General features: G+C 71.4%; 19 protein-coding genes. 11 read left to right on the top strand and 8 right to left on the bottom strand.

The annotated features are described in order from the left end of the window. Positions 1–64 precede the first annotated feature (64 nt). From ACZDYF_RS03720 to ACZDYF_RS03710, 3 genes are read right to left on the bottom strand one after another with little or no spacing between them, the layout of a single operon-like run. Positions 65–1,576 (bottom strand): amino acid permease, encoded by a 1,512-nt coding sequence (locus ACZDYF_RS03720; protein WP_475053511.1) that lies wholly within the window; start codon positions 1,574–1,576, stop codon positions 65–67. Positions 1,577–1,623: 47 nt separating this feature from the next. Then, positions 1,624–2,085 carry a NanQ anomerase/TabA/YiaL family protein gene (locus tag ACZDYF_RS03715; protein WP_475053508.1) on the bottom strand — a complete coding sequence of 154 codons (462 nt, stop codon included), beginning with the start codon at positions 2,083–2,085 and terminating at the stop codon, positions 1,624–1,626. After that, positions 2,082–5,201, bottom strand: a complete 3,120-nt coding sequence (locus ACZDYF_RS03710) for a glycoside hydrolase family 2 TIM barrel-domain containing protein (RefSeq protein ID WP_475053503.1) — start codon at positions 5,199–5,201, stop codon at positions 2,082–2,084. The genes ACZDYF_RS03715 and ACZDYF_RS03710 overlap by 4 nt, the downstream gene beginning before the upstream one ends. 224 nt (positions 5,202–5,425) lie before the next feature. On the opposite strand from ACZDYF_RS03710, the gene ACZDYF_RS03705 reads away from it, so the two are divergent. Continuing rightward, entirely contained in the window at positions 5,426–6,442 is a 1,017-nt protein-coding gene (locus ACZDYF_RS03705; RefSeq protein WP_475053496.1) for a LacI family DNA-binding transcriptional regulator, read from the top strand. 51 nt (positions 6,443–6,493) lie between these two features. On the opposite strand, the gene pcrA is transcribed toward ACZDYF_RS03705, so the two are convergent. Next, a complete protein-coding gene (pcrA, locus tag ACZDYF_RS03700; protein ID WP_475053493.1) occupies positions 6,494–9,148 on the bottom strand; it encodes a DNA helicase PcrA in 2,655 nt (884 codons plus the stop codon). A gap of 166 nt (positions 9,149–9,314) precedes the next feature. Here pcrA and ACZDYF_RS03695 point away from each other — a divergent pair, with 166 nt between their 5' ends. Both ACZDYF_RS03695 and ACZDYF_RS03690 read left to right on the top strand, forming a co-directional pair. Further along, positions 9,315–9,698 carry a VOC family protein gene (locus ACZDYF_RS03695; RefSeq protein WP_475053490.1) on the top strand — a complete coding sequence of 128 codons (384 nt, stop codon included), beginning with the start codon at positions 9,315–9,317 and terminating at the stop codon, positions 9,696–9,698. A gap of 151 nt (positions 9,699–9,849) precedes the next feature. Then, positions 9,850–10,452: a GNAT family N-acetyltransferase gene (locus ACZDYF_RS03690; RefSeq protein ID WP_475053485.1), complete on the top strand. Its 603-nt coding sequence runs from the start codon at positions 9,850–9,852 to the stop codon at positions 10,450–10,452. Between the two features lie 178 nt (positions 10,453–10,630). Here ACZDYF_RS03690 and ACZDYF_RS03685 read toward each other — a convergent pair whose 3' ends face one another. Continuing rightward, positions 10,631–11,113, bottom strand: coding sequence for a DUF456 domain-containing protein (locus ACZDYF_RS03685; RefSeq protein WP_475053480.1), 483 nt, complete (start codon positions 11,111–11,113; stop codon positions 10,631–10,633). A gap of 155 nt (positions 11,114–11,268) precedes the next feature. After that, positions 11,269–11,619: a hypothetical protein gene (locus ACZDYF_RS03680; RefSeq protein ID WP_138825406.1), complete on the bottom strand. Its 351-nt coding sequence runs from the start codon at positions 11,617–11,619 to the stop codon at positions 11,269–11,271. A 393-nt stretch (positions 11,620–12,012) separates the two neighbouring features. Between ACZDYF_RS03680 and ACZDYF_RS03675 the strand changes: the two genes are divergently transcribed. The 8 genes from ACZDYF_RS03675 to cobA all read left to right on the top strand — a co-directional run bounded on the left by ACZDYF_RS03675 (position 12,013) and on the right by cobA (position 21,608). After that, positions 12,013–13,830, top strand: a complete 1,818-nt coding sequence (locus ACZDYF_RS03675) for a nitrite/sulfite reductase (protein ID WP_191789436.1) — start codon at positions 12,013–12,015, stop codon at positions 13,828–13,830. Continuing rightward, the gene (locus ACZDYF_RS03670; protein WP_475053477.1) at positions 13,827–14,756 is read left to right on the top strand and encodes a phosphoadenylyl-sulfate reductase; all 930 of its coding nucleotides are present in this window, start codon (positions 13,827–13,829) and stop codon (positions 14,754–14,756) included. Before ACZDYF_RS03675 ends, ACZDYF_RS03670 begins: the two co-directional genes overlap by 4 nt. Continuing rightward, positions 14,753–15,811: a sulfate adenylyltransferase subunit CysD gene (cysD, locus tag ACZDYF_RS03665; protein ID WP_475053474.1), complete on the top strand. Its 1,059-nt coding sequence runs from the start codon at positions 14,753–14,755 to the stop codon at positions 15,809–15,811. Before ACZDYF_RS03670 ends, cysD begins: the two co-directional genes overlap by 4 nt. Then, positions 15,811–17,160, top strand: a complete 1,350-nt coding sequence (locus ACZDYF_RS03660; protein WP_475053472.1) for a sulfate adenylyltransferase subunit 1 — start codon at positions 15,811–15,813, stop codon at positions 17,158–17,160. Before cysD ends, ACZDYF_RS03660 begins: the two co-directional genes overlap by 1 nt. Before the next feature lie 128 nt (positions 17,161–17,288). After that, positions 17,289–18,419 carry an ABC transporter substrate-binding protein gene (locus ACZDYF_RS03655; RefSeq protein ID WP_475053470.1) on the top strand — a complete coding sequence of 377 codons (1,131 nt, stop codon included), beginning with the start codon at positions 17,289–17,291 and terminating at the stop codon, positions 18,417–18,419. 4 nt (positions 18,420–18,423) lie between these two features. Further along, complete coding sequence (locus ACZDYF_RS03650; RefSeq protein WP_475053468.1) at positions 18,424–19,248, top strand: ABC transporter ATP-binding protein; 825 nt, start codon at positions 18,424–18,426, stop codon at positions 19,246–19,248. Then, positions 19,238–20,305 carry an ABC transporter permease gene (locus ACZDYF_RS03645; RefSeq protein ID WP_475053465.1) on the top strand — a complete coding sequence of 356 codons (1,068 nt, stop codon included), beginning with the start codon at positions 19,238–19,240 and terminating at the stop codon, positions 20,303–20,305. The genes ACZDYF_RS03650 and ACZDYF_RS03645 overlap by 11 nt, the downstream gene beginning before the upstream one ends. 7 nt (positions 20,306–20,312) lie before the next feature. Next, positions 20,313–21,608, top strand: coding sequence for a uroporphyrinogen-III C-methyltransferase (gene cobA, locus ACZDYF_RS03640; RefSeq protein WP_475053460.1), 1,296 nt, complete (start codon positions 20,313–20,315; stop codon positions 21,606–21,608). Between the two features lie 121 nt (positions 21,609–21,729). On the opposite strand, the gene fdxA is transcribed toward cobA, so the two are convergent. After that, positions 21,730–22,047, bottom strand: a complete 318-nt coding sequence (fdxA, locus tag ACZDYF_RS03635; protein ID WP_129429411.1) for a ferredoxin — start codon at positions 22,045–22,047, stop codon at positions 21,730–21,732. A 147-nt stretch (positions 22,048–22,194) separates the two neighbouring features. Beyond that, positions 22,195–22,878, bottom strand: a complete 684-nt coding sequence (locus tag ACZDYF_RS03630) for a LuxR C-terminal-related transcriptional regulator (RefSeq protein WP_372440792.1) — start codon at positions 22,876–22,878, stop codon at positions 22,195–22,197. Positions 22,879–22,881 lie beyond the last annotated feature (3 nt).

Raw genomic sequence — 22,881 nt, 5'->3', positions numbered from 1 at the left:
GTCCGAGGATCTCCCGGCCCGACGACGCCGCTCGCCCCAGGGGGACGGGCGGCGGCGTGAGAGCTCAGGCCTTCACTGGCCGGGCAGCCTCGAGGAGGGCGTCCTCCTCGGCGTTGCGGGTCGACTGCTCGAACGCGCTCGGCGCGAGCTCGCGTCGAGCCGCCTCGGGGTCCTGCGACCGCAGGCGCCGGATGTACCGCTCGTACCAGACGAGCGCGGCACCCAGGAAGATCACGACGCCACCGACGTTGTAGACGAGCGTGAGCCAGAGCGCCTGGTCCTCTGGGAACGTCGCCGCGACGAAGCACACCGTGAAGAGCACGACGAGGAACGAAGCGATGCTCAGCCCGAGCCCGCGACCACCCATCATGAAGCTGCGGCTGGCGGACTCGTAGGACTTCCGGAGCTTCCAGTAGGCGACCAGGATGAGCGCCGGGGGCAGCAGGGCCGTCGCTGCCGTCATGTTGATCACGATCTTGAGCAGCGCATCGATCGACGACCCGGCACCGAGCGTCGGGATGACGAGCAGCGGGACGACGATCGCGAACTGGATCCAGGCGCCACGCACCGGCACACCGTGCTCGTTGAGCGCGACGACCTTGGGCCCGAAGATCCCGCTCGGGATCTCGGAGAAGAAGATCTTGACCGGTGCGGAGGTCCAGATCATCAGACCACCGAGCGTCGCGGCGAGCATGATGACACCGACGACACGGATGGTGACGGTCCCCGACAGCCCGAAGTGCTCGGCTGCTGCGGCCATCGTGACGAACACGCCGTTCTCGTAGCCCACCTCGCTCTTCTCGACGAAGACGGCCATGAGCCAGGTCCCGATCGTGTAGACCAGGCCGATCGTGAGACCCGCGACGACGATCGTGCGGACGAAGGCCTTGGCTCCCCCGCGCAGGTCGTTGAGGTAGACGCCGATGGACTCCGCGCCGCCGACTCCCTGGATGATCCACGCCAGGGTTCCGAGGAAGGCCCAGGTGGTCAGACCCGATCCGGGGTCGAGCTTCATCCCGGCGATCGAGAGGTCGTTCGCGGGCGTGATCCCGCCGAGCAGCGCGACGACGGCGCCGACGATGAAGACGAACGCCATCGACAGCATCAGGGTCGCGCCGAACGACGTGACCTTGCCGATCCACTTCGCACCCCGCGTGGAGATCCACGTCGCGACGAAGAAGATGGCGATCGAGAAGACCGCGAGCGCCCAAGGCTCCACCTGGACACCCTTGCCCAGGATCATGTACGTCGCGTAGACGAGCACGAGCGGCAGCAGGGAGATGAAGTAGAAGAGGTTCACGAACCAGTAGCAGAAGGCCGTGAAGAAGGCCCACCTGCCGCCGAGGGACGAGCGCACCCACTGGTAGACGCCGGACTCCGAGTTCCGGTTGAGGCTCACGAACTCGGCGATGATCAGGGTGAACGGGATGAAGTACACGATCGTGGCGACGAAGAAGGCGGGGGCCGCGAGCGTGCCGATGGCGACGTAGTTGTTGATGACGTTGCGGAAGTTGAAAACCGCCGCGATGACCATGGTGAACAGGATGAATCCACCGATGCTCTTGCGATCGTTCATGAGCTTGTGCTTTCTCGAGGAGAAGAGTGAGGGCAGGCGCGCTGCGCCTACTTGTTGTGGAAGGTCGCGCCCTCGACGGTGAGGCGGACGACCAGGAGGTCGGCGTGCTGGCCAGGCGCGACACGCCACGCGTGGTCGACCGGGACCGCGAGGATCTGGCCCTGCGACGCGGTCACGACATGCCCCACGCCTGCGGTGGCGGAGAACCTCTCGCGGTCCGACAGGTCGCTGTAGGCCTCGTACGTGGGCAACGCACTCTGCGGGGCGAGGTCCGTCCGGACCTCGCCCACGAGCACCGACAGCACTGTCTGGTACCGCCGGTGCCCGACGAACGTGGTCTGGCTCAGACCCTCGGCACTCTCTCGCCGGTACGTCAGGGAGTCCCCGATCGAGTGCGCGACGCCGGGTCTGACGGCGTCCGCGTTGTCGAGCGCGGCAAGCAGGCGCTCCCACTTGGTGACGCCCGCATGACCGGCGACGAGGTCCTCTCTCGAGGCGAACAGGGTCACAGCACGTCCTCCGTCGTCGTACGGCCGGGCTCCGTGGCGCCCGGGCGGGGGTGTGCGGCACGCACACCGCGGACGGCGAATGCGGGGTCGACGTCGCCCGTGTTGAGCGGTGTCATGAGGAACGAGTAGCTGAACTCCTCGAACCGCACTCGGTAGGTGTCGAGCACCTCCGATCCCCACGAGTTCGACCCGAGCCCGAGGACGGCATGATCGATGTTGACCGTGAGCGCCTCGGGGTCCGGGACGAGGTCGGTGACGTGACGCGCCGCGTCGATCTGCTCGCACGTGTAGGGCCAGGCGGACCAGTTGAGCGGGGCCCCCTCCGCCGCGAAGGCGAGACCTCGGCCGTGACGGTCCTTGTGCACGACCCACCGGACGTCCTGGTGGTTGGCACAGTCCTGCGGGACGACGTACGACGTGAACATGTCGGCGACGGTGCCCCGGTAGCGCCCGACCACCTGCGAGGCGCGGGAGTCCGCGTAGTTCTCTCCCGGCCCGCGTCCGTAGAACTCGACCTGGTCGCAGTCGACCGGTATTCCCAGATCGAGGCCGATCTTGGGCACGATGTCGCGGTACTCACCGTAGGGGGTCCCGGACAGGCTCAGGCGCGCCGTGCCGTCGTCGAACAGGTCCCAGCGATAGGTGACCCGCATCCCGAAGTCGAAGACGGGCGGTGCGAGGCTCGTCTCGACGACGACGGTGACGTACCCCTCGCCCCGCTCGACGCGGACACCGCGGGTCGACTCCTGCATGATCTGCAGGTGACGAGGGTGCCACAGCGCGTCGTGCTCCTGCTGGTGGTTGTCGATGAGGGGCTTCCACATCTGGAGCCGGGGTGGCCGCACCACGAGGTCGCGACCGGCGCCACGCCACGAGAGCAGGCGCCCCGTGAGCGTGTCGAACGTCCATGTCGAGGACGCCGCCGAGATCGCGAGGGTGTGCTCGGACTCGACCACCCGGAACGGATGCCGGGGCTGGGTCGCGACCTGACCTGCGTCGGGCTCGTCGTCGCTGAGCGGGAACTGGTAGATGCCGATCCGTGCGTGCGGCGCCGACCATGCGGTGCCCGTGCGGCGCAGGACCGAGACGGTCCGGAGCACCTCGCCGCCCCTGGGCGCCTCAGGCAGCTCGACGACGGTCGACTCACGCGGAGCGACGGCCCCGGCCGACACCGTCAGCGATCGCGCCACGACGCCGTCGACGTGGTCCTCGACCACGAGGTCGAAGTCCGCGAGGGTCGTGAAGTAGAAGCCGTTGCGCACGAGGAGCCCACCGTCGGCCCCCTCGACCTTGACGGGGCTGATGACCTGGGCGTACTCGGTCAGCCCGGGGCTGGGCTGCTGTCCCGGGAACAGCAGGCCGTCGAGGCAGAAGTTCCCGTTGTTCGGATAGTCCCCGTAGTCGCCGCCGTAGCGGTGGAGCTCACGGCCGTCGTCGGTCACCTCGCGCAGGCCGTGGTCGCACCACTCCCAGACGAAGTGCCCCTGGATCGAGTCCCAGCGGTCGAAGACCTGCTGGTATTCCGAGAGCCCGCCGGGGCCGTTGCCCATCGCGTGCCCGTACTCGCACAGGATGCGCGGCTTGGGGTGAGGGTGCTCGCCGAAGTCGTTCATCTGGGAGACCCGGGAGTACATGGTGGAGATGACGTCGACGTCGCGGACGTCGCGGTCCTCCTCGTAGTGCACGGGACGCGTGGGGTCGAGCTCCTTGCACCGTTCGTACATCGCGGTGATGTTGCGCCCGTCCCCGGACTCGTTGCCGAGGGACCACATGACGATGCTCGGGTGGTTGCGCTGGGCGAGCACGTGCCGCTCGATGCGGTCGACGTACGTCGTGCGCCACCGGGGGTCGTCGGTGATCCGCCCGATCTCACCGACGTTGGCGAACCCGTGAGACTCGAGATCGGTCTCCGCGACCACCAGCAGGCCGAGCTCGTCGCACATCTGGTAGAACCGGGGATCGTTGGCGTAGTGGGCCGTGCGGACCGCGTTGATGTTGTGTCGCTTCATGAGCTCGAGGTCGCGGCGCACCCGGTCCATGCCGACGGCGCGGCCGAACCGGTCGTCGTGGTCGTGCCGGTTCACGCCGTGCATGGCGAAGTAGGAACCGTTGAGCAGGAGGATCCCGTCGCGGATCGTCAGGTCACGGAAGCCGAACCGGACGCTGACGTGCTGGGACGTTCGTCCCCGCCCATCACGCACCTCGAGATCGAGCCGGTAGAGCGTCGGCTGCTCGGGGTTCCACCACTCGACGTCAGGGACCCGGAGGCCGATGTCGTCGGTGCCCGAGGGCGCGTCGGCGTCGCCCGATGCGAGCTCCTGCTCCCCGTCGAGCGTGCGCACGGACCACCCGACGCTCCCCCCGCCCGGCCCTGGCTCCGCGACCAGGTCGAGGCCGACGCTCAGGTGCGCGGCGCCGTCGGGCAGGAGGCGCGTCCGCACCACGTAGTCGGCGAGATGGGTCGCGGGACGCACGTAGACGTAGAGGTCGCGGAAGACCCCCGAGGCCCACCACATGTCCTGGTCCTCGACGTACGTCGAGTCCGCGAACTGCAGCACGGTCAGGGTGACGAGGTTGAGACCGTCGTGCGCAGCATCGGTGATGTCGAACTCGGCGCACAGCCGCGAGCCCTTGGACCAGCCGACCTCGGTCCCGTTGACGTGCACCTCGACGTAGGCCTCGACCCCGTCGAGGCGCAGGATGCGCCGGGACCCCGCCGGCTGCGGAGCGAGCTCGACATCGAACTGATAGACCCCGGTCGGGTTGTCCGACGGCACGTGCGGGACGTCGATGGGGAACGGGTAGCCCTCGTCGGTGTACTGCAACCGCCCGAAGCCGTCGAGCTGCCACAGGTGGGGCACCGACAGGACCGTCCAGCCGGGGAGCGGTTCGCCTCCCAGGGTGAGAGCCGGCTCGGTGCGGTCGGCGGGGGCGACACGGCCGGGATGGTCGTAGTAGCGGAACCGGCATCGCCCCGACAGGGAGGTGAATCCCTGCGAGAGGCCCCGCTGTCCGGTCGCCGCCCCTGCCGTGGAGTCATGGCCGAAGAAGTACGCGTGTGCTGGGAGCCGCCCGGCACCTGTGGTGGTGGGGTCCTCCCACCGGAGCGTCGTCATGGGTGATACCTGGTCCTCGTCGTCGAGTGCTGCTGCCCTGGCCGACCGGTCGGGTCGCCGAAGCGCCAGCAGGGCATATGGGTGTTACCGGTAACGCGCCGCCGACGTTACCGGTAACACGCACTCGCCGCAAGGCTCTGCGGCCGCCGGTCACGGTAGACTCCGCCTCACAACGAGAAGGCCCGGAGCCGTAGGTTCGCAGGCCGTGGTCGAGGAGGCAGTCGATGGCGGTCGCCCGCACCAAGAAGGTCACGATCCGAGACGTCGCCGCTCGCGCCGGGGTCTCCCACATGACCGTCTCCCGCGTCCTGAACGGTGCGCCGGGCGTCGGCGCCGACCGCGAGCAGGCGGTCCGAGCAGCGATCGAGTCGACCGGTTTCATCGCGTCGGCCCGTGCACGTCAGCTCGCGACCGGTACAGCAGAGGCCTATGCCGTGGCCCTGACCGAACCGCTCGACGAGCTGCTCGCGGACCCGACGTACGCCTCGGTGCTCAAGGGCATCACGGATGCCCTGACCCCGACTCCGGTCGTCCCCGTCCTGTTCACCATGGCGACGAGCGACGAGCGGGCCAAAGGGCTGCGCCTGTTCAAGCGCGGCGCGGTCGACGCCGTGATCCACATCTCGCCCTACATCGACGACGGGATGCTCGACGACCTGCGTGATGCTCACGTGCCGGTCGTGCTGTGTGGTCAGCTGGGCGACCTCGACCAGGGCGCCTTCGCCTCCGTCTACTCCGACGACGTCCTGGGTGCCACCCTCGCCGCCGAACACCTCCTCGCGCGAGGGGCGACCGGCGTCGCGGCGATCATGGGCCCGGCGGACAACCCCGCGACGTCCGACCGCGCCGAGGGTCTACGTCGCGCTCTCGGAGAACGTCTTCTGCCGACCATCGTCTACGCCGGGTGGGACACGCCGGCCGGCTACCAGGCCGGTGTGGAGCTGGTGCGCTCCGGGGCTCGGTTCGATGCCGTCGCGTGCGGCAACGACCGCATCGCGATCGGAGTCCTCCAGGCGCTGCGCGAGCACGACCTGCGCGTACCGGACGACGTCCTCGTCATCGGCTTCGACGACCACCCGGTCGCCTCGATGTCCACGCCGCGCCTCTCCACGGTGCACCAGCCCTTCGACCTCCAGGGCAAGGTCGCGGTCGAGCTCGCGGCCGAGATGGTGGCGGGCGGACCTCCACGCACGGTCGTCCTCACGCCGACCGTCGTCGAACGCGAGAGCACACTGACCTGAGCCGCAGCACACGCACCAGGCCCGGTCCGGTCGCGGAGCAGCCCCCGTCCCCTACAGCTTGGTGACGGGCGAGAAGCGCAGCAGGAGGCGCTTGGTGCCGTCCGCCCCGAAGTCGATCTTGGCGACCGCGTTGGTGCCCGCGCCCTCGACCGCGACGACCGTGCCGAGCCCGTAGGCGTCGTGCGTGACCTTGTCGCCGATCGCGAGCGAGGGGATGTCCCCCTCCTTGCGCGGGGTCGCCGAGCCGAACTTGGGGCCGTCGGGGTTGGGCGTGACGGTACGCGTGCGGACCGCACCGTTGCGCGAGCCCGAGCCCCCGGAGCCGTACCCGGTGCCCGAGCCGCCGCGTGAGCCGCCCGACGACGACCCCCACCCGCCCGTGTAGCCGCCCGGGCCGCGCAGGGTCGCCATGGACGACTCCTTGCGGCGCCAGTCCCACAGGTCCTCGGGGATCTCGTCGAGGAACCGGCTGGGCGGGAACTCGTTGGCCATGCCCCATGCCGACCGGACCGCGGAGCGCGAGATGTAGAGCCGCTCCCGTGCTCGCGTGATGCCGACGTACGCGAGGCGCCGCTCCTCGGCGAGCTCGCTCTCGTCGTGCAACGACCGCATGTGCGGGAACGTGCCGTCCTCCATGCCGCTGAGGAACACCACGGGGAACTCGAGGCCCTTGGCCGTGTGCAGCGTCATGAGCGTCACGACGCCCGGGTCGACGACGGGCTTGCCCTCGTGGCCCTCGTCGTCGCTCGACGGGATCTGGTCCGAGTCCGCGACGAGCGAGACGCGCTCCAGGAAGTCCGTGAGCGTGCCCTCGGGCTCGAGCTCGGTGAACTCGCTCGCGACCGCGTGCAGCTCGGCGAGGTTCTCGACGCGCGACCCGTCCTGCGGGTCGTCGCTGGCCCGCAGCTCGGCGAGGTAGCCCGAACGGTCGAGGACCGCTCCGAGGATCTCCGCGGGCGTCGCGCCCGTCGCGTACAGGTCGAGCAGCCCGTGGAACAGCTCGCGGAACGAGCGCAGCGGGTTCAGGGTCCGGGTCGTCATGCCCGGGATCTCCTCGGCCCGGTCGAGCGACGCCGCGAACGAGATGCGCTCGCGCTCGGCGAACGCCGCGACCAGGGCCTCGGCACGGTCGCCGAGGCCGCGCTTGGGCACGTTGAGGATGCGGCGCAGGTTGACGTCGTCGTCGGGGTTCGCGACGGCCCGCAGGTAGGCGATCGCGTCCTTGATCTCGCGGCGCTCGTAGAAGCGCGTGCCACCGACGACCTTGTACGGCAGGCCGACGCGGATCAGCACCTCCTCGAGGGCACGGGACTGCGCGTTGGTCCGGTAGAAGATCGCGACGTCGCCGGGGCGCACGCCGTCCGAGTCGCCGAGGCGGTCGATCTCCTCGGCGATGAAGCGCGCCTCCTCGTGCTCGTTGTCCGCGACGTAGCCGATGATCTTGACGCCCGCCCCGGCGTCCGTCCACAGGCGCTTGGGCTTGCGGTCGATGTTGCGCGAGATCACGGCGTTCGCGGCCGAGAGGATGTTCTGCGTCGAGCGGTAGTTCTGCTCGAGCAGGATGGTCCGGGCGTTCGGGTAGTCGGCCTCGAACTCGAGGATGTTGCGGATCGTCGCACCGCGGAACGCGTAGATCGACTGGTCGGCGTCACCGACGACCGTCAGCTCGCCGGGCGGGATGGTGCCCGGCGCCCACGTGCCGTCCTCGCCCTGCGCCGGCGGGGCGCTCGCCCCCGCGAGCTCGCGCACCAGGACGTACTGCGCGTGGTTGGTGTCCTGGTACTCGTCGACCAGCACGTGCCGGAACCGGCGACGGTAGTGCTCCGCGACGGCCGGGAAGGCCTGCAGGAGGTTGACCGTGGTCATGATGATGTCGTCGAAGTCGAGCGCGTGCGCCTGCGCCAGGCGGGCCTGGTAGCGCGAGTAGACGTCCGAGAGGACCTGGTCGAACGCGTTGGCCGGACCACCGGCACCCTGTGCGCCGTCCGCAGCGGAGGCACCGCTCTCCCGTGCGTAGCGCTCGGGGTCGATCAGCTCGTTCTTGAGGTCCGAGATCTTGTTCGACAGCGTCCGTGCCGGGTACTTCTTCACGTCCAGGTTGAGCTCGCGGCTGACGAGCGTGATGAGCCGCTGCGAGTCGGCCGCGTCGTAGATCGAGAAGCTCGACTTGAGCCCGAGCGCCGCGGCCTCCTTGCGCAGGATCCGCACGCACGCCGAGTGGAACGTCGAGACCCACATGTACCGGGCCGCGGGGCCGATGAGCGACTCGACGCGCTCACGCATCTCCGCGGCGGCCTTGTTGGTGAAGGTGATCGCGAGGATCTCGCCCGGCCGCGCCCGGCCGGTCGCGAGCAGGTACGCGATGCGGTGCGTCAGGACCCGCGTCTTGCCCGAGCCCGCACCCGCCACGATGAGCAGCGGGCTGCCCGCGTGCACCACGGCCTCACGTTGCTGCGGGTTCATCCCGTCGAGCAGCGCGTCCGGGTCGATGTGCGAGAAGCCGCCGACGCGGTGCCCCTCCTCGTCGCGGCCCGCCGCGTCGGCACGCTCCGCCGAGCCCCGCCCCGGGCGGGCGGACGTGCGCGCGGAACCTCCGCCGTCGGGCGCCTCGTCCCACCGCGGCGCGGTGGTCGGCAGGCGCGACGAGTCCCCGAGGGACGCGAGGTCGAATCCGGGCAGCGGCAGGTTCTCGAAGAGCGATGTCATAGCCCCACCAGCCTAGGCGTGCGCACCGACACTCCCCGCATCGGCACGCGTCCCGCAAGCTCACGGGACGCGCACGCCCGGGCCGGCGACCGATGACTTCGCGCCCTCGCCGCGGTCCTCCCCACGACGCCCTCCGTCGAGGGCGCCCCGCTGCCAAGGAGGAATCATGACGACGACCCATTTCACGGGCCTGCACACGGTCGCGGTCCCGGTGCGCGACCAGGACGCCGCGCTCGCGTTCTACCGCGACACCCTGGGCTTCGAGGTCCGCATGGACGGCGACCTCCAGGAAGGGTTCCGCTGGATCGAGGTCGCCCCGCCCGGCGCCGCGGTCTCGGTGGCCCTCGTCCAGGAGGGCCAGGGCCAGGAGGCCGGGGCCGACACGGGCATCCGCCTCGCGACCTCGGACGCCGCCGCCGACCACGCGACGCTCGCCGGCCAGGGCGTGCGCGTCGACGAGCTGCTGCGCTGGGACGGTGTCCCGCCCATGTTCTCGATGCGCGACCTCGACGGCAACGTGCTCTACGTGACGGAGATCTCGGTCGGGTGACCCGTCGGTCGGGTGCGTTCGCCCCGAGAACGAGGTTGCGGTCGCGTCGCGGCCCGTGGCGCCGCCGTCCCGTTCTCGGCAACCGGCCACCGTGCGACCACGATCAGGGCTGCCGGGCGCCCCGGGCCGCGCGCCGGATAAGGTCGGGCACGTGAACGCCTTCGCCGACCCCGTGACCCTGACCGGCCGTCTCGTGCGCCTCGTCCCGCTGCGGGCGGACCACCACGACGCCCTCGTCGAGGCCGTGCGCGACGGCGAGCTGTGGAACCGCTGGTACACCTCTGTGCCGACCCCCGAGGAGATGGCGGTGTACATCCAGGACAAGATCGCTGCCCGTGATGCGGGCACGGCCAACCCGTGGGTCGTGGTCCGCAACGCCGACGACCAGGTGCTGGGCATCACGACGTTCCTCGGGATCGACCCCCTCAACCGGCGTGTCGAGATCGGCGCCACCTGGCAGCGCGCGGGGGCGCAGGGCACGGGCGCGAACCCTGCCGCGAAGCTCCTGCTGCTCGCGCACGCGTTCGACGACCTCGACGCGATCGCGGTCGAGTTCCGCACCCACTTCCACAACCGCGAGTCGCGCTCCGCGATCGAGCGCATGGGCGCCAAGCTCGACGGGGTCCTGCGCAGCCACCAGATCGGGTACGACGGCACGCTGCGCGACACCGTCGTCTACTCGGTCACGGCCGCCGAGTGGCCGACCGTGCGGGTCGGTCTGGAGTACCGGCTACGGGCACGCCTCGGCGCCTGAGTCCCCCCGCGTCCCCACACCCCCGCAGTCCCCGCGCCCCCACGCCCCTCCCCTCCTCCCTCGGCCGGACCTGACTCTTCCGGTCAGGCCCCGTCCGGTGGTCGAGAACGGGGTTGAGGTCGTTCCGGCCTCCAGAACGACCTCGACCCCGTTCTCGGCACCTCCCGTGGCGCCGGGCTCACGTCAGCGCGAGCCCCACGCCCCACGTCGCGGCCGCGAACAGCCCTCCCAGCAGCTGGACCACGATCGTGATGCCCGTGGCCTGCAGCGCGGCGACGGTCGCCCGCCAGGCCGCTCGTCGGTCGCGCCGACGGATCAGCTCGGCCACGAAGACCGCGGCCACGAAGCCGATGAACAGCCCGACCACAGGGATGACGAAGAACCCGACCACGCCCACCAGGCCGCCCCACGCGAGCGTCGACCACGGGACCTCTGCCCGCCGCATGTGCCGGCCGGCGAGCAGGAGCTGACCGCCCTCGGCCGCGACGACGAAGGTCGCGGCCACCGCGAAGACGACCCACGCCGTCGTGCCGCCCGTCATGATCGCCCACACCAGGATCGCCCCGCCCACGAGCGTGTTGCCCGGCAGGACCTGCACCACGATCCCGGCCAGCCCGACCAGGATCACCAGGCCGACGACCACCTCTCCCACCACGCTCACGCGCGCACCCACTTCCTCGACGACAGAGCCGGAACGACAGAGCTCCCCGCACCCTGACGGGTACGGGGAGCTCGTCAATCTACGCGACCCTCACCCGACGGTCCGGACCGGCAGGCAGACCGGTGCGGCGCACGCGGCCCGGGTCGCGTCGTGCGTCAGACGAAGACTGCGACGATGATGTTGACCAGCGTGAGGCCGCCGATCGAGTGCTTGAGCGCGGGCGAGATCTTGTCGCCCTGGCGCACGCCGATGAACGCGAGGACCGCGATGATCACGGCGATGACGAGCTTGATGCCGATCTTCATCATGCTGGGGCCGCCGTCGTCCCACATGCCGCTCATCTCGGCGACGCCGACCATGAGGATGCCCGCGACGGCAGCCGTCGCGGCACCGTGGAAGACGCCCTTGTTGAGCGCGGCGGACTTGAGCGACACGAAGTAGCCGCCGAGGACGATGGCCCAGCCGACGAAGTGCAGGACCGCGAACACGTTGTAGACGATTTCCATGACCACATCCTAGTTTGCTGACGCCGCTGTCGGAAAAAGATGGGCGTGGCGCTGCTCACCCCACCCTCCCCGCACCGCCCGAGGGGCGCCGAAGTCTGAGACACCCATCCACCATGCGGACAGGGGGTGTTCATTCACCCGCTGCCTCTGTAGCGTTCCCGCCATGACCACGGCAGCGCACCTCCTCCTCGTGACGACGCGTCACGAGTCGACGGCCTGCGCCCGCAACAGCTTCTGCTGTTGTTGTTGACCCGCGCCTGACTCAGCCCGAGCCGTCCTCGCCGACCGCTCGCCATCTTCCTGAGCCAAGGGCGCGCGTGGTCGGCCCTCAGCCCCCTCGTTCTCTGCTGAGTCCTTCGGTCCGCGTGCCCACGTCCCCCCACGAGGAGCACGATGACGCCGCCGAACACCGCCACTGACGCGACCCCGGTCGCCGGTCAGCCGGCAGGCAGCAGCACCCCCGCACCGGTCGGCCCGAGCGCCGGCACCGAGTCCACCTCGCAGGTGCCCGACGCCGCCGCTCGCCCCGAGCGCCCGGCCCGCCCCGCGCGCGTCGCCCGGCCCAACGGCCAGTGGGCCGTCGACGGCAAGGAGCCGCTCAACGGCAACGAGAAGTGGAAGCAGGAGGACGGCGGCCTCTCGGTGCGCCAGCGCATCGAGGACGTCTACTCGCGCGAGGGCTTCGACTCGATCACGGGCGACGACCTGCACGGACGCTTCCGCTGGTGGGGCCTGTACACGCAGCGCAAGCCCGGGATCGACGGCGGGCGCACCGCGGCGCTCGAGCCGCACGAGCTCGAGGACAAGTACTTCATGCTCCGCGTCCGCATCGACGGTGGCGCGGTCACGACCGAGCAGCTGCGCGTCATCGCGGACATCTCGCGCGACTTCGGCCGCGACAGCGCCGACATCACGGACCGCCAGAACATCCAGCTCCACTGGGTCGAGGTCGAGGACGTCCCCGAGATCTGGCGCCGGCTCGAGTCCGTGGGGCTGCAGACGACCGAGGCCTGCGGCGACGTGCCGCGCGTCGTCCTGGGCAGCCCGGTCGCCGGGATCGCCGCGGACGAGCTGATCGACCCCGCCCGGGTCATCAAGGAGATCACCGACAAGTACATCGGGGTCCCCGAGCTCGCGAACCTGCCCCGCAAGTTCAAGACCGCCGTGACGGGCCACCCCTCCCAGGACGTCGTCCACGAGATCAACGACGTGGGCTTCGTCGCGCTCGAGCACCCCGAGCTCGGCGTCGGCTTCGACGTGTGGGTCGGCGGCGGCCTGTCCGCCAACCCCCGGCTGGGCGAGCGCCTCGGCGCGTTCGTCACCGAGGAGCAGGTGGCCGACGTGTGGCACGGGGTCGTCCAGATCTTCCGCGACTACGGCTACCGCCGCCTGCGCAACAAGGCCCGCCTGAAGTTCCTGCTCGCTGACTGGGGACCGGCGAAGTTCCGCGAGGTGCTCGAGACCGAGTACCTGGGCTACGCGCTGCCCGACGGCCCGCCCGCCCCGCAGCCGTCCCAGCCGGGCGACCACGTCGGCGTGCACAAGCAGAAGGACGGCCTCAACTACATCGGCGCCGCTCCCTACGTCGGCCGCGTCTCGGGGAGCATCCTCGCGGCCGTCGCGGACCTCGCCGAGTCGGCCGGGTCGCACCGCGTGCGCTTCACCCCGCACCAGAAGCTGCTCGTGCTCGACGTCCCCGACGAGCACCTCGAGCGTGTCGTGTCCGGGCTCAAGGAGCAGGGCCTCGACGCGAACCCGAGCCCGTTCCGCCGCAGCACCATCGCGTGCACGGGCATCGAGTACTGCAAGCTCGCGATCGTCGAGACCAAGGCCGCGGCGAGCCGCGCGATCGACGACCTCGAGAAGCGCCTCGGCGACCTCTCCGCGATGAAGCCGCTCTCGCTGCACATCAACGGCTGCCCCAACTCCTGCGCCCGCATCCAGACCGCGGACATCGGCCTCAAGGGCCAGCTCGTGATGGACGACGACGGCAACCAGGTCCCCGGGTTCCAGGTCCACCTGGGCGGCGGCCTGACCTCGGACGACCGCGCGGAGGCCGGCCTCGGCCGGACCGTGCGCGGCCTCAAGGTCACCAACGACGACCTGCCCGAGTACGTCGAGCGCGTCGTGCGCCAGTTCGAGAAGGAGAAGGACGGCGAGGAGAGCTTCGCCCAGTGGGCGCACCGCGCGGACGAGGAGTCGCTGCGATGAGCGGGATGACCACGAACCCGGGCGGGGCCGCGCACTCTGCCGGAGCGGCGCCGTCGGGCACCGTGGGCGCTGCGGGCACGGCGACCGGCGGCGACCCGCTCGCCGCCCTGCGCGCGGCCGCCAGGGCACGCACCGAGGCGCGCGCCGAGTCCAGGGCCGCGCACGCGGCCCGGCGCGCCCAGAACGCCCGCCCCCAGCGGTCGGCCGACGAGCTGCGTGCGATCGTCGAGCGCGGTCAGGCCGAGCTGCACGGACGAGGGACGCCCGGCGCACCAGACAGCGACCACCCGGAAGCGACCGCCGAACAGGTCGTCGCCTGGGCCGTGCGCGAGTTCGGCGACTCGATCGCCGTCGCGTGCTCCATGGCCGACGCGGTCCTGCCGCACGTCGTCGCGCAACAGGCCCCCTGGGTCGACGTCCTGTTCCTCGAGACCGGCTACCACTTCCCCGAGACCTCGGGCACGCGCGACGCCGTCGAGCAGCAGATGGAGGTCACGATCGTCGACGTCCTGCCGCAGCTCACCGTCGCCCAGCAGGACGAGGCGCACGGCAAGGACCTCTGGTCGCGCGACCCCGCCGCGTGCTGCGCGATGCGCAAGGTCGAGCCCCTGACCCGCACGCTCGGCGAGTACGAGGTCTGGGTCACGGGCGTGCGCCGCGACGAGGCCCCGACCCGCACCAACACCCCGCTCGTGACCTGGGACGAGAAGAACGGGCTGGTCAAGATCAACCCGCTCGCCGCCTGGTCCTTCGACGACCTGCTCGGCTACGCGGCCGACCACCAGGTCGTCCTCAACCCGCTCCTCAACGACGGGTACCCCTCGATCGGCTGCGCGCCCTGCACGCGCCGCGTCGCCCCCGGCGAGGACCCGCGCGCAGGCCGGTGGGCCGGGCTCGACAAGACCGAGTGCGGGCTCCACGTATGAGCGCCGCGACCACGCACCACCGGACGGTGCCCACCGACGTGCCGACCGACCACCCCACGCACCCCGACGAGAAGAGCGACGCCTTGACCGCCCCCCTCGCCCCACCTGTCTCCCCCACCGGGACCGCAGAGACTCCTGAGACCGCCCCCACCTACCGCCTCACGCAGCTCGAGTCCCTCGAGTCCGAGGCCGTCCACATCATCCGCGAGGTCGTCGCGGAGTTCGAGCGCCCCGTGCTGCTCTTCAGCGGCGGCAAGGACTCGGTCGTCATGCTGCACCTGGCGACCAAGGCGTTCTGGCCCGCCCCCGTGCCGTTCCCGCTGCTGCACGTCGACACGGGGCACAACTTCCCCGAGGTCCTCGCGTACCGCGACGCGACCGTCGAGCGCCTCGGCGCCCGCCTCGAGGTCGCGAGCGTCCAGGACTACCTCGACGACGGCCGCCTCCTGGAGCGCGCCGACGGCACGCGCAACCCGCTCCAGACCCAGCCGCTGCTCGACGCCATCACGGGCCACAAGTTCGACGCCGTGTTCGGTGGCGGCCGCCGCGACGAGGAGAAGGCGCGCGCCAAGGAGCGCGTCATCTCGCTGCGCGACGAGTTCGGCCAGTGGGACCCGCGCAACCAGCGGCCCGAGCTGTGGAACCTGTACAACGGCCGCCACCGCCCGGGCGAGCACGTCCGCGCGTTCCCGCTGAGCAACTGGACCGAGCTCGACATCTGGCGCTACATCGCGGCCGAGAAGATCGACCTGCCCAGCCTCTACTACGCGCACGAGCGCGAGGTCTTCGAGCGCGACGGCATGCTGCTCGCCGTCGGACCGTACTCCCAGCCGCGCAACGACGCCGAGGCCGCGAACGTCCGCACCGAGACCGTGCGCTACCGGACCGTGGGCGACATGTCGTGCACGGGCGCGGTCGAATCCGACTCCTACACGGTCGACGACGTCATCACCGAGGTCGCCGCGACCCGCATCACCGAGCGCGGCGCCACGCGCGCCGACGACCGGATCTCCGAAGCCGCCATGGAAGACCGCAAGAAGGAGGGGTACTTCTAGTGAGCGCCACCACCACGCACCCGCTGCCCACGAGCACCCTGCTGCGCCTCGCCACCGCCGGGTCCGTCGACGACGGGAAGTCGACGCTCGTCGGCCGTCTGCTGTTCGACTCCAAGTCCGTCCTCGCGGACCAGCTCGACGCCGTCGAGCGCGTCTCGCGCGACCGCGGCCTCGCCACGGCCGACCTCGCGCTGCTGACCGACGGACTGCGCGCCGAGCGCGAGCAGGGCATCACGATCGACGTCGCCTACCGCTACTTCGCGACGGCCAAGCGCTCGTTCATCCTGGCCGACTGCCCCGGGCACGTGCAGTACACGCGCAACACCGTCACGGGGGCCTCGACGGCCGACGTCGTCGTGCTGCTCATCGACGCCCGCAAGGGACTGCTCGAGCAGACGCGCCGCCACCTCGCGGTCGCGAGCCTCCTGCGCGTGCCCCACGTGATCGTCGCCGTCAACAAGATCGACCTGGTCGACTACAGCCAGGAGCGCTACGAGGAGCTCGCGGGCCAGATCCGCGAGGCCGCGGCCTCGCTCGGCGTCGCGCACATCCTCACGCTGCCCGTCTCGGCGCTCGAGGGCGTCAACGTCGTCGACCGCTCGGGCGGCCCCGACGGCCGGACACCCTGGTACGACGGACCGAGCCTGCTCGACCTGCTCGAGGAGCTCCCCGCGGCCGAGACGCCCGACACCGAGGCCTTCCGCTTCCCCGTCCAGGTCGTCCTGCGCCCCCAGGGTGCGGCCCTCGAGGAGCGGTTCCGCGACTACCGCGGGTACGCGGGCCAGATCGCCTCGGGCGTGGTCCGCGTGGGCGACGAGGTCGTGGTCCTGCCCAGCGGGAAGAAGAGCACGGTCGAGGGCATCGACACGGCTGACGGCACGCTCGCCGAGGCCTTCGCCCCGCAGTCGGTCACGATCCGCCTCACGGACGAGATCGACATCGCCCGCGGCGACCTCATCGCGGCGGCAGCCGACGCCCCGCAGGTCACGCAGGACGTCGAGGGCACCGTCGCGTGGCTCAGCGACAAGACGCTGCGCCCCGGCACCCGCGTGCTGCTCAAGCACACGACCCGCACCGTGCAGGCCGTGGTGCGCGACGTCGTCGGGCGCCTGGACCTCGACACCGCCGAGCTCGAGCCCGCGGAGGCGCTCGAGCTCAACGACATCGGGCGCGTCACCCTGCGCCTCGCCTCACCCGTCGCGGCCGAGGAGTACGTCACCTCGCGCCGCACCGGTGCCTTCCTCCTGATCGACGGTCAGGACGGCGGCACCCTCGCAGCAGGAATGGTCGGAGACGCCCTGGCGGCCGTGCGATGTCCTTCGCAGCGTCCCGTGCAGTACGCGATCTGAGGTCCCCCGACCACCGCAGGTCGGGCCCGGACCACCGGGCCCTCGGATCGCGTACTGCACGGATCGGCGCTGCCGGGACTCGACACGTCCACCGCCAGGCAACTACCGACCATCCAGAAGGACCCACCATGAACACGTCGTCCCGCCCGACCCGCACGACCCGAGCCGGCACGTCACGACACCGCTTCGCCCGGACCCGCTCCGCGGTCGCCGCGCTCGCCGTCGCACCGCTGCTCCTGCTCTCCGCCTGCTCCACGGGCACGTCCGACGCCGCCGACAGCCCCGACGCCTCGAGCGGCCCCGCCGACGAGCTCCGCCTCGGCTACTTCGCCAACGTCACGCACGCCCCGGCCCTCGTCGGGGTCGCCGGCGGACAGTTCGAGGAAGCCCTGGGCGACACCAAGCTCTCGACCCAGGTGTTCAACGCCGGACCCGCCGCGATCGAGGCCCTCAACGCGGGGGCCATCGACGCCACGTTCATCGGCCCCAACCCCGCGATCAACAACTTCGTGAAGTCGAACGGAGAGGCCGTGCGCATCATCGCGGGCTCGACGTCGGGCGGGGCCCAGCTCGTCGTGCGCGACGGGATCGACACGGCCGCCGACCTCAAGGGCACCAAGATCGCCTCGCCCCAGCTCGGCGGGACCCAGGACGTCGCGCTGCGCGCCTGGCTCACCGAGAACGGCCTGAAGAACGACATCCAGGGAGGCGGAGACGTCGCGGTCACCCCGACCGAGAACGCCCAGACCCTCACGCTGTTCCAGAACGGCGAGCTCGACGGTGGCTGGCTGCCCGAGCCCTGGGCCTCGCGCCTCGTGCTCGACGCGGGCGCCCACGTCCTGGTCGACGAGAAGGACCTGTGGAACGACGGCCAGTTCCTCACCACGCACCTCATCGTCCGCACCGACTTCCTCGAAGAGCACCCGGAGACCGTCGAGGCGCTCCTGCGCGGCGAGGTCGCGGCGATCGACTGGCTCAACGCCAACCCGGACGAGGCCAAGCCGCTCGTCAACGGCGAGATCGAGAAGATCGCCGGCAAGCCCCTGTCGGACGCGGTCCTCGACCGCGCCTTCACCAACATCACCTTCACGACGGACCCGCTCGCGGGCACGCTCAACACCTTGCTCGAGGACGGCGTGACGGCCGGGACCACCACCGAGGCGGACCTCGACGGCATCTACGACCTGAGCCTCCTCAACAAGGTGCTGAAGGAGGCCGGTCAGCCGACCGTCTCCGCCGCAGGTCTCGGCAAGGAGTAGCACGATGACCACCACGTCCCCCGCCCGTACGGGCACCCCGACCGGAGCAGACGCAACGGCACCGAGCGACGGGGCCGGTCCCACGACCGGCGTCCGCCTGCGCGGCGTGTCCAAGCGGTTCTCCCCCGACGGCGCCCCGGTGCTCGACGGGATCGACCTGGACATCGCGCAGGGCGAGTTCGTCTGCCTGCTCGGAGCCTCCGGCTGCGGGAAGTCGACGCTGCTCAACATCGTCGCGGGTCTCGAGCGCCCGACCACGGGGGACGTGGAGGTCGCCGGGGACGGCGCGGCCCTGATGTTCCAGGAGTCCGCGCTGTTCCCCTGGCTCACCGCGAGCCGCAACATCGAGCTCGCCCTGAAGTTCCGGGGCGTGCCCCGCTCCGAGCGCCGCGAGCGGGCCGCCGAGCTGCTCTCGCTCGTGCGGCTCGACGGTTCGGGCGACAAGCGCGTCCACGAGCTCTCGGGCGGCATGCGCCAGCGCGTCGCACTGGCCCGCTCGCTCGCCCAGGAGCGGGACGTCCTGCTCATGGACGAGCCGTTCGCGGCGCTCGACGCCATCACCCGTGACCTGCTGCACGACGAGCTCGAACGCGTCTGGGAGCAGACGGGCCGCACGATCGTGTTCATCACGCACAACGTGCGCGAGGCCGTGCGGCTCGGGCAGCGCGTGCTGCTCATGTCGTCGCGCCCCGGGCGCATCGTGCGCGAGTGGGACGTCGACGTGTACGGGGCCGACGAGCAGCGCAGCATCGAGGCCGCCGCCGCGTCGCGCCTCGCGACCGAGATCACCAACGACCTCCGTGAGGAGATCCGCCGTCATGCCGTCTGAGACGTCGAAGAGCACCGAGACCGTGGCCCCGCGCGACGGGGCCCTGCCTGGCCCGGACGCGTCCGGGCACTCGCCCGAGACGCGCGACGCCGTCGCGACCGGTCCGCGCGAGGCGGGGGCCGCCGTCGGGCACGCCAAGGACGTGAGCGACATCGAGGCGGGCCTCGACGCCCTCCAGACGACCGTCGCCCCCACCGCGAGCCGGTGGTCCACGGCGTTCCACGCCGTCTACCCGCCGGTCCTCGCGATCGCGATCCTGCTCGCCGTCTGGCAGACCCTCGTGTGGCTCGAGGTCCAGCCCATCTACAACCTGCCCGGCCCCGAGCAGGTCTGGGAGGCCGTCACGCGCGCCGCGGAGAGCGGCACGCTGTGGCAGGCCCTCGGGACGAGCCTCGAGCGCGGCGTCCTGGGCTTCCTCGCGGCCGTCGCGATCGGCACGCCGCTCGGCATCCTCGTGGCCCGCGTGCGCTGGGTGCGTGTCTCCTTCGGGCCCATCATCACGGGCCTGCAGGTGCTGCCGTCGGTCGCCTGGGTGCCCGCGGGCATCATCTGGTTCGGGCTGTCCGACGCCACGGTGTACTTCGTGATCCTCATGGGCGCGGTGCCCTCGATCATCAACGGGATCGTGTCGGGCGTGGACCAGGTGCCGCCGCTGTACCGGCGCGTGGGTCAGGTCCTGGGCGCGGGCCGGTTCCAGATGATCAAGGACGTCATCCTGCCCGCGGCCTTCCCCGGCTACCTCGCGGGCCTCAAGCAGGGCTGGGCGTTCTCGTGGCGCTCGCTCATGGCCGCGGAGATCATCGCGGTCGGCGGCGGGATCGGGTTCGGGCTGGGCGCGTTCCTCCAGCAGGGGCGCGAGCTGTCCGACATGGCGCTCGTCTTCACCGCGATCCTGCTGATCCTCGTGGTCGGCATGGTCATCGAGCTGCTGTTCTTCGCGCCGGTCGAGAAGTCGATGCTGCGTCGTCGGGGCCTGGCCCCCGAGACGTCGGCCGGCAAGGGCTCGGGGTGGCTGCTGCGCCGGCGTGAGCTGGCCACCGCCGCTTTCGGGCGATGATGGGCGCATGAACCCTGAGCTCTACCCCCTCGGTCTGCGGATCGCGGGCCGTCTCGTGGTCGTCGTGGGCGGCGGCCCGGTCGCCGCGCGGCGGACCCGGTCGCTCGTCCTCGCGGGCGCGCACGTGCGTGTCGTCGCGCCGGAGGTCTGCGAGGACCTGGCGCTGCTGGTCGCCCCCCTGCCCGACGGCGCCGCTCGCCCCGACGGGCCCGGCGCGGCCGGGTCGGTGGCCTGGGAGGCGCGCTCGTTCCGGCCAGGAGACCTCGAGGGCGCGTGGCTCGTGCACACCGCGACCGGCTCCTCCGAGGTCGACGCGGCCGTCGCGGCCGAGGCCGAGGCGCTACGCGTCTTCTACGTGAGCGCGGGTGACGCCGAGGCCGGGAGCGCGTGGGTCCCGGCCGTGGCCCGGGTGACCGTGGCGGACGACACCACCTCCGCTGCCACGACCGCCACGACCGAGGTCGTCGTGGCCGTGAACGCCGGCCGCGACCCCCGACGCGCCCAGCGCGTCCGAGACGCGATCGACGCCCTCCTGGCGACGGGCGAGCTCCCGCTGCGGCCGGGCCGACCCGCTGCGGGCCGCGGGACCGTCGCGCTGGTGGGCGGCGGACCCGGCGACCCCGGGCTCGTCACGGCGCGCGGACGCCGTCTGCTCGCGCAGGCCGAGGTCGTGGTGACCGACCGGCTGGGCCCGCGCGCCCTGCTCGACGAGCTCGCCGACGACGTCGTGGTGATCGACGTCGGCAAGACCCCGGGGTTCCACCCGGTCCCGCAGGAGGAGATCAACGCGCTGCTGGTCGAGCACGCGCTCGCCGGACGCCGCGTCGTCCGGCTCAAGGGCGGCGACCCGTACGTGTTCGGGCGCGGAGGCGAGGAGCTCATCGCGTGCGAGGAGCACGGCATCCCCGTCGAGGTCGTGCCCGGCGTGACGAGCGCCGTGTCCGTGCCCGCCGCGGTGGGCATCCCCGTGACGCACCGCGGCTGGTCGCGCGGTTTCACCGTCCTGACCGGGCACGAGGACATCGGCAAGGTGCCTGCGGCCTCCGACCACACCGTCGTCCTGCTCATGGGCGTCTCGCGGCTCCGCGACTCCGCGGCCGCGCTCGTGGCCTCGGGCCGGTCGCCCGAGACCCCCGTCGCGGTCGTCGAGGACGGGTACGGCCCGCGACAGCGGTCCACCGTGGGGACCCTCGCGACCATTGCCGACGTCGCGACCGCGGCCGGCGTCCGCGCTCCTGCCGTGACCGTGATCGGCGACGTGGTGCGGGTGAGCCCGGCGTGGCGGGCGGCCGGGCTCGGCTGACCGTCTCGACCGGTCGAGCCGCAGGGCTGAGGACGGGCGAGAACGTCGAGGACGTGCTGGGGGCCGTCATCCGGTGGATGACGGCCCCCACGTTCTCGAGGTTCTCGGCGGCTCGCGTTCCTCAGGCCTGCGGGGCCAGGGCCGCGATCATCGGGTCGTCCTTGTCGATCATGCCCATCTTCGCCGCACCACCCGGCGACCCCAGGTCGTCGAAGAACTCCACGTTCGCCCGGTAGTAGTCGCTCCACTCCGAGGGCACGTCGTCCTCGTAGTAGATCGCCTCCACCGGACACACCGGCTCGCACGCACCACAGTCCACGCACTCGTCCGGATGGATGTACAACGACCGCTTGCCCTCGTAGATGCAGTCCACCGGACACTCCTCGATGCACGCCTTGTCCTTCACGTCCACACAAGGCTGAGCAATCACGTACGTCACGTCGGAGGTTCCTTTTCGTCGGGCCGGAGGGCTTCACCGGGTGCCTCCAGGCTATCGCTCCGCGGCGGCGCGCGACCCCCGCTTCTCACCTGGCAATACGGCGACATCTCGCCCCTGACGAGGCGCCGGGGCCCCAGCGGCGCGGGCCTACAGGAGCCGTCGCGCGGCCGCCCAGCGCGTGAGCTCGTGACGCGACGAGAGCTGGAGCTTGCGCAGCACCGAGGACACGTGGGTCTCGACCGTCTTGACGGAGATGAAGAGCTCCGAGGCGACCTCGCGGTAGGCGTACCCGCGGGCGATGAGGCGCATGACCTCCTGCTCGCGTGCCGAGAGCCGGTCGAGCTCGTCGTCGGCCACGGCCACGTCCGCCTGGCCGGTCCCGAAGGCGTCGAGCACGAAGCCCGCGAGGCGCGGCGAGAAGACGGCGTCCCCGCTCGCGACCTGCACCACGGCCCCCGCCAGGTCCGGTCCGGAGATCGCCTTGGTCACGTAGCCCCGGGCGCCCGCGCGGATCACGGCCACGACGTCCTCGGCCGCGTCCGACACGGACAGCGCCAGGAAACGCGTCGAGCCCAGGAGGTCCGAGCACCGCGTGATGACCTCGGCCCCGCCGCCGCCGTTGCCGCCGGGGAGGTGCACGTCGAGCAGCACGACCGGCGGGCGCAGCGCCCGGATCGCCTCGACCGCGCCGTCGACGCTGTCGGCCTCCCCGACGATGTCGACGCGGCCGTCCAGGCTGGCCCGCACCCCCGCGCGGAACATGTGGTGGTCGTCGACGAGGACGACCGGGACCGGCGCACCGGGGACGGTGCTCTGCGCGGGGCTGGGGATGGT

Source organism: Oerskovia sp. PE-21s (assembly GCF_056158145.1).
Note: the sequence above shows the minus strand (reverse complement) of the source record. Positions and strands in the feature narration are given on the sequence as shown.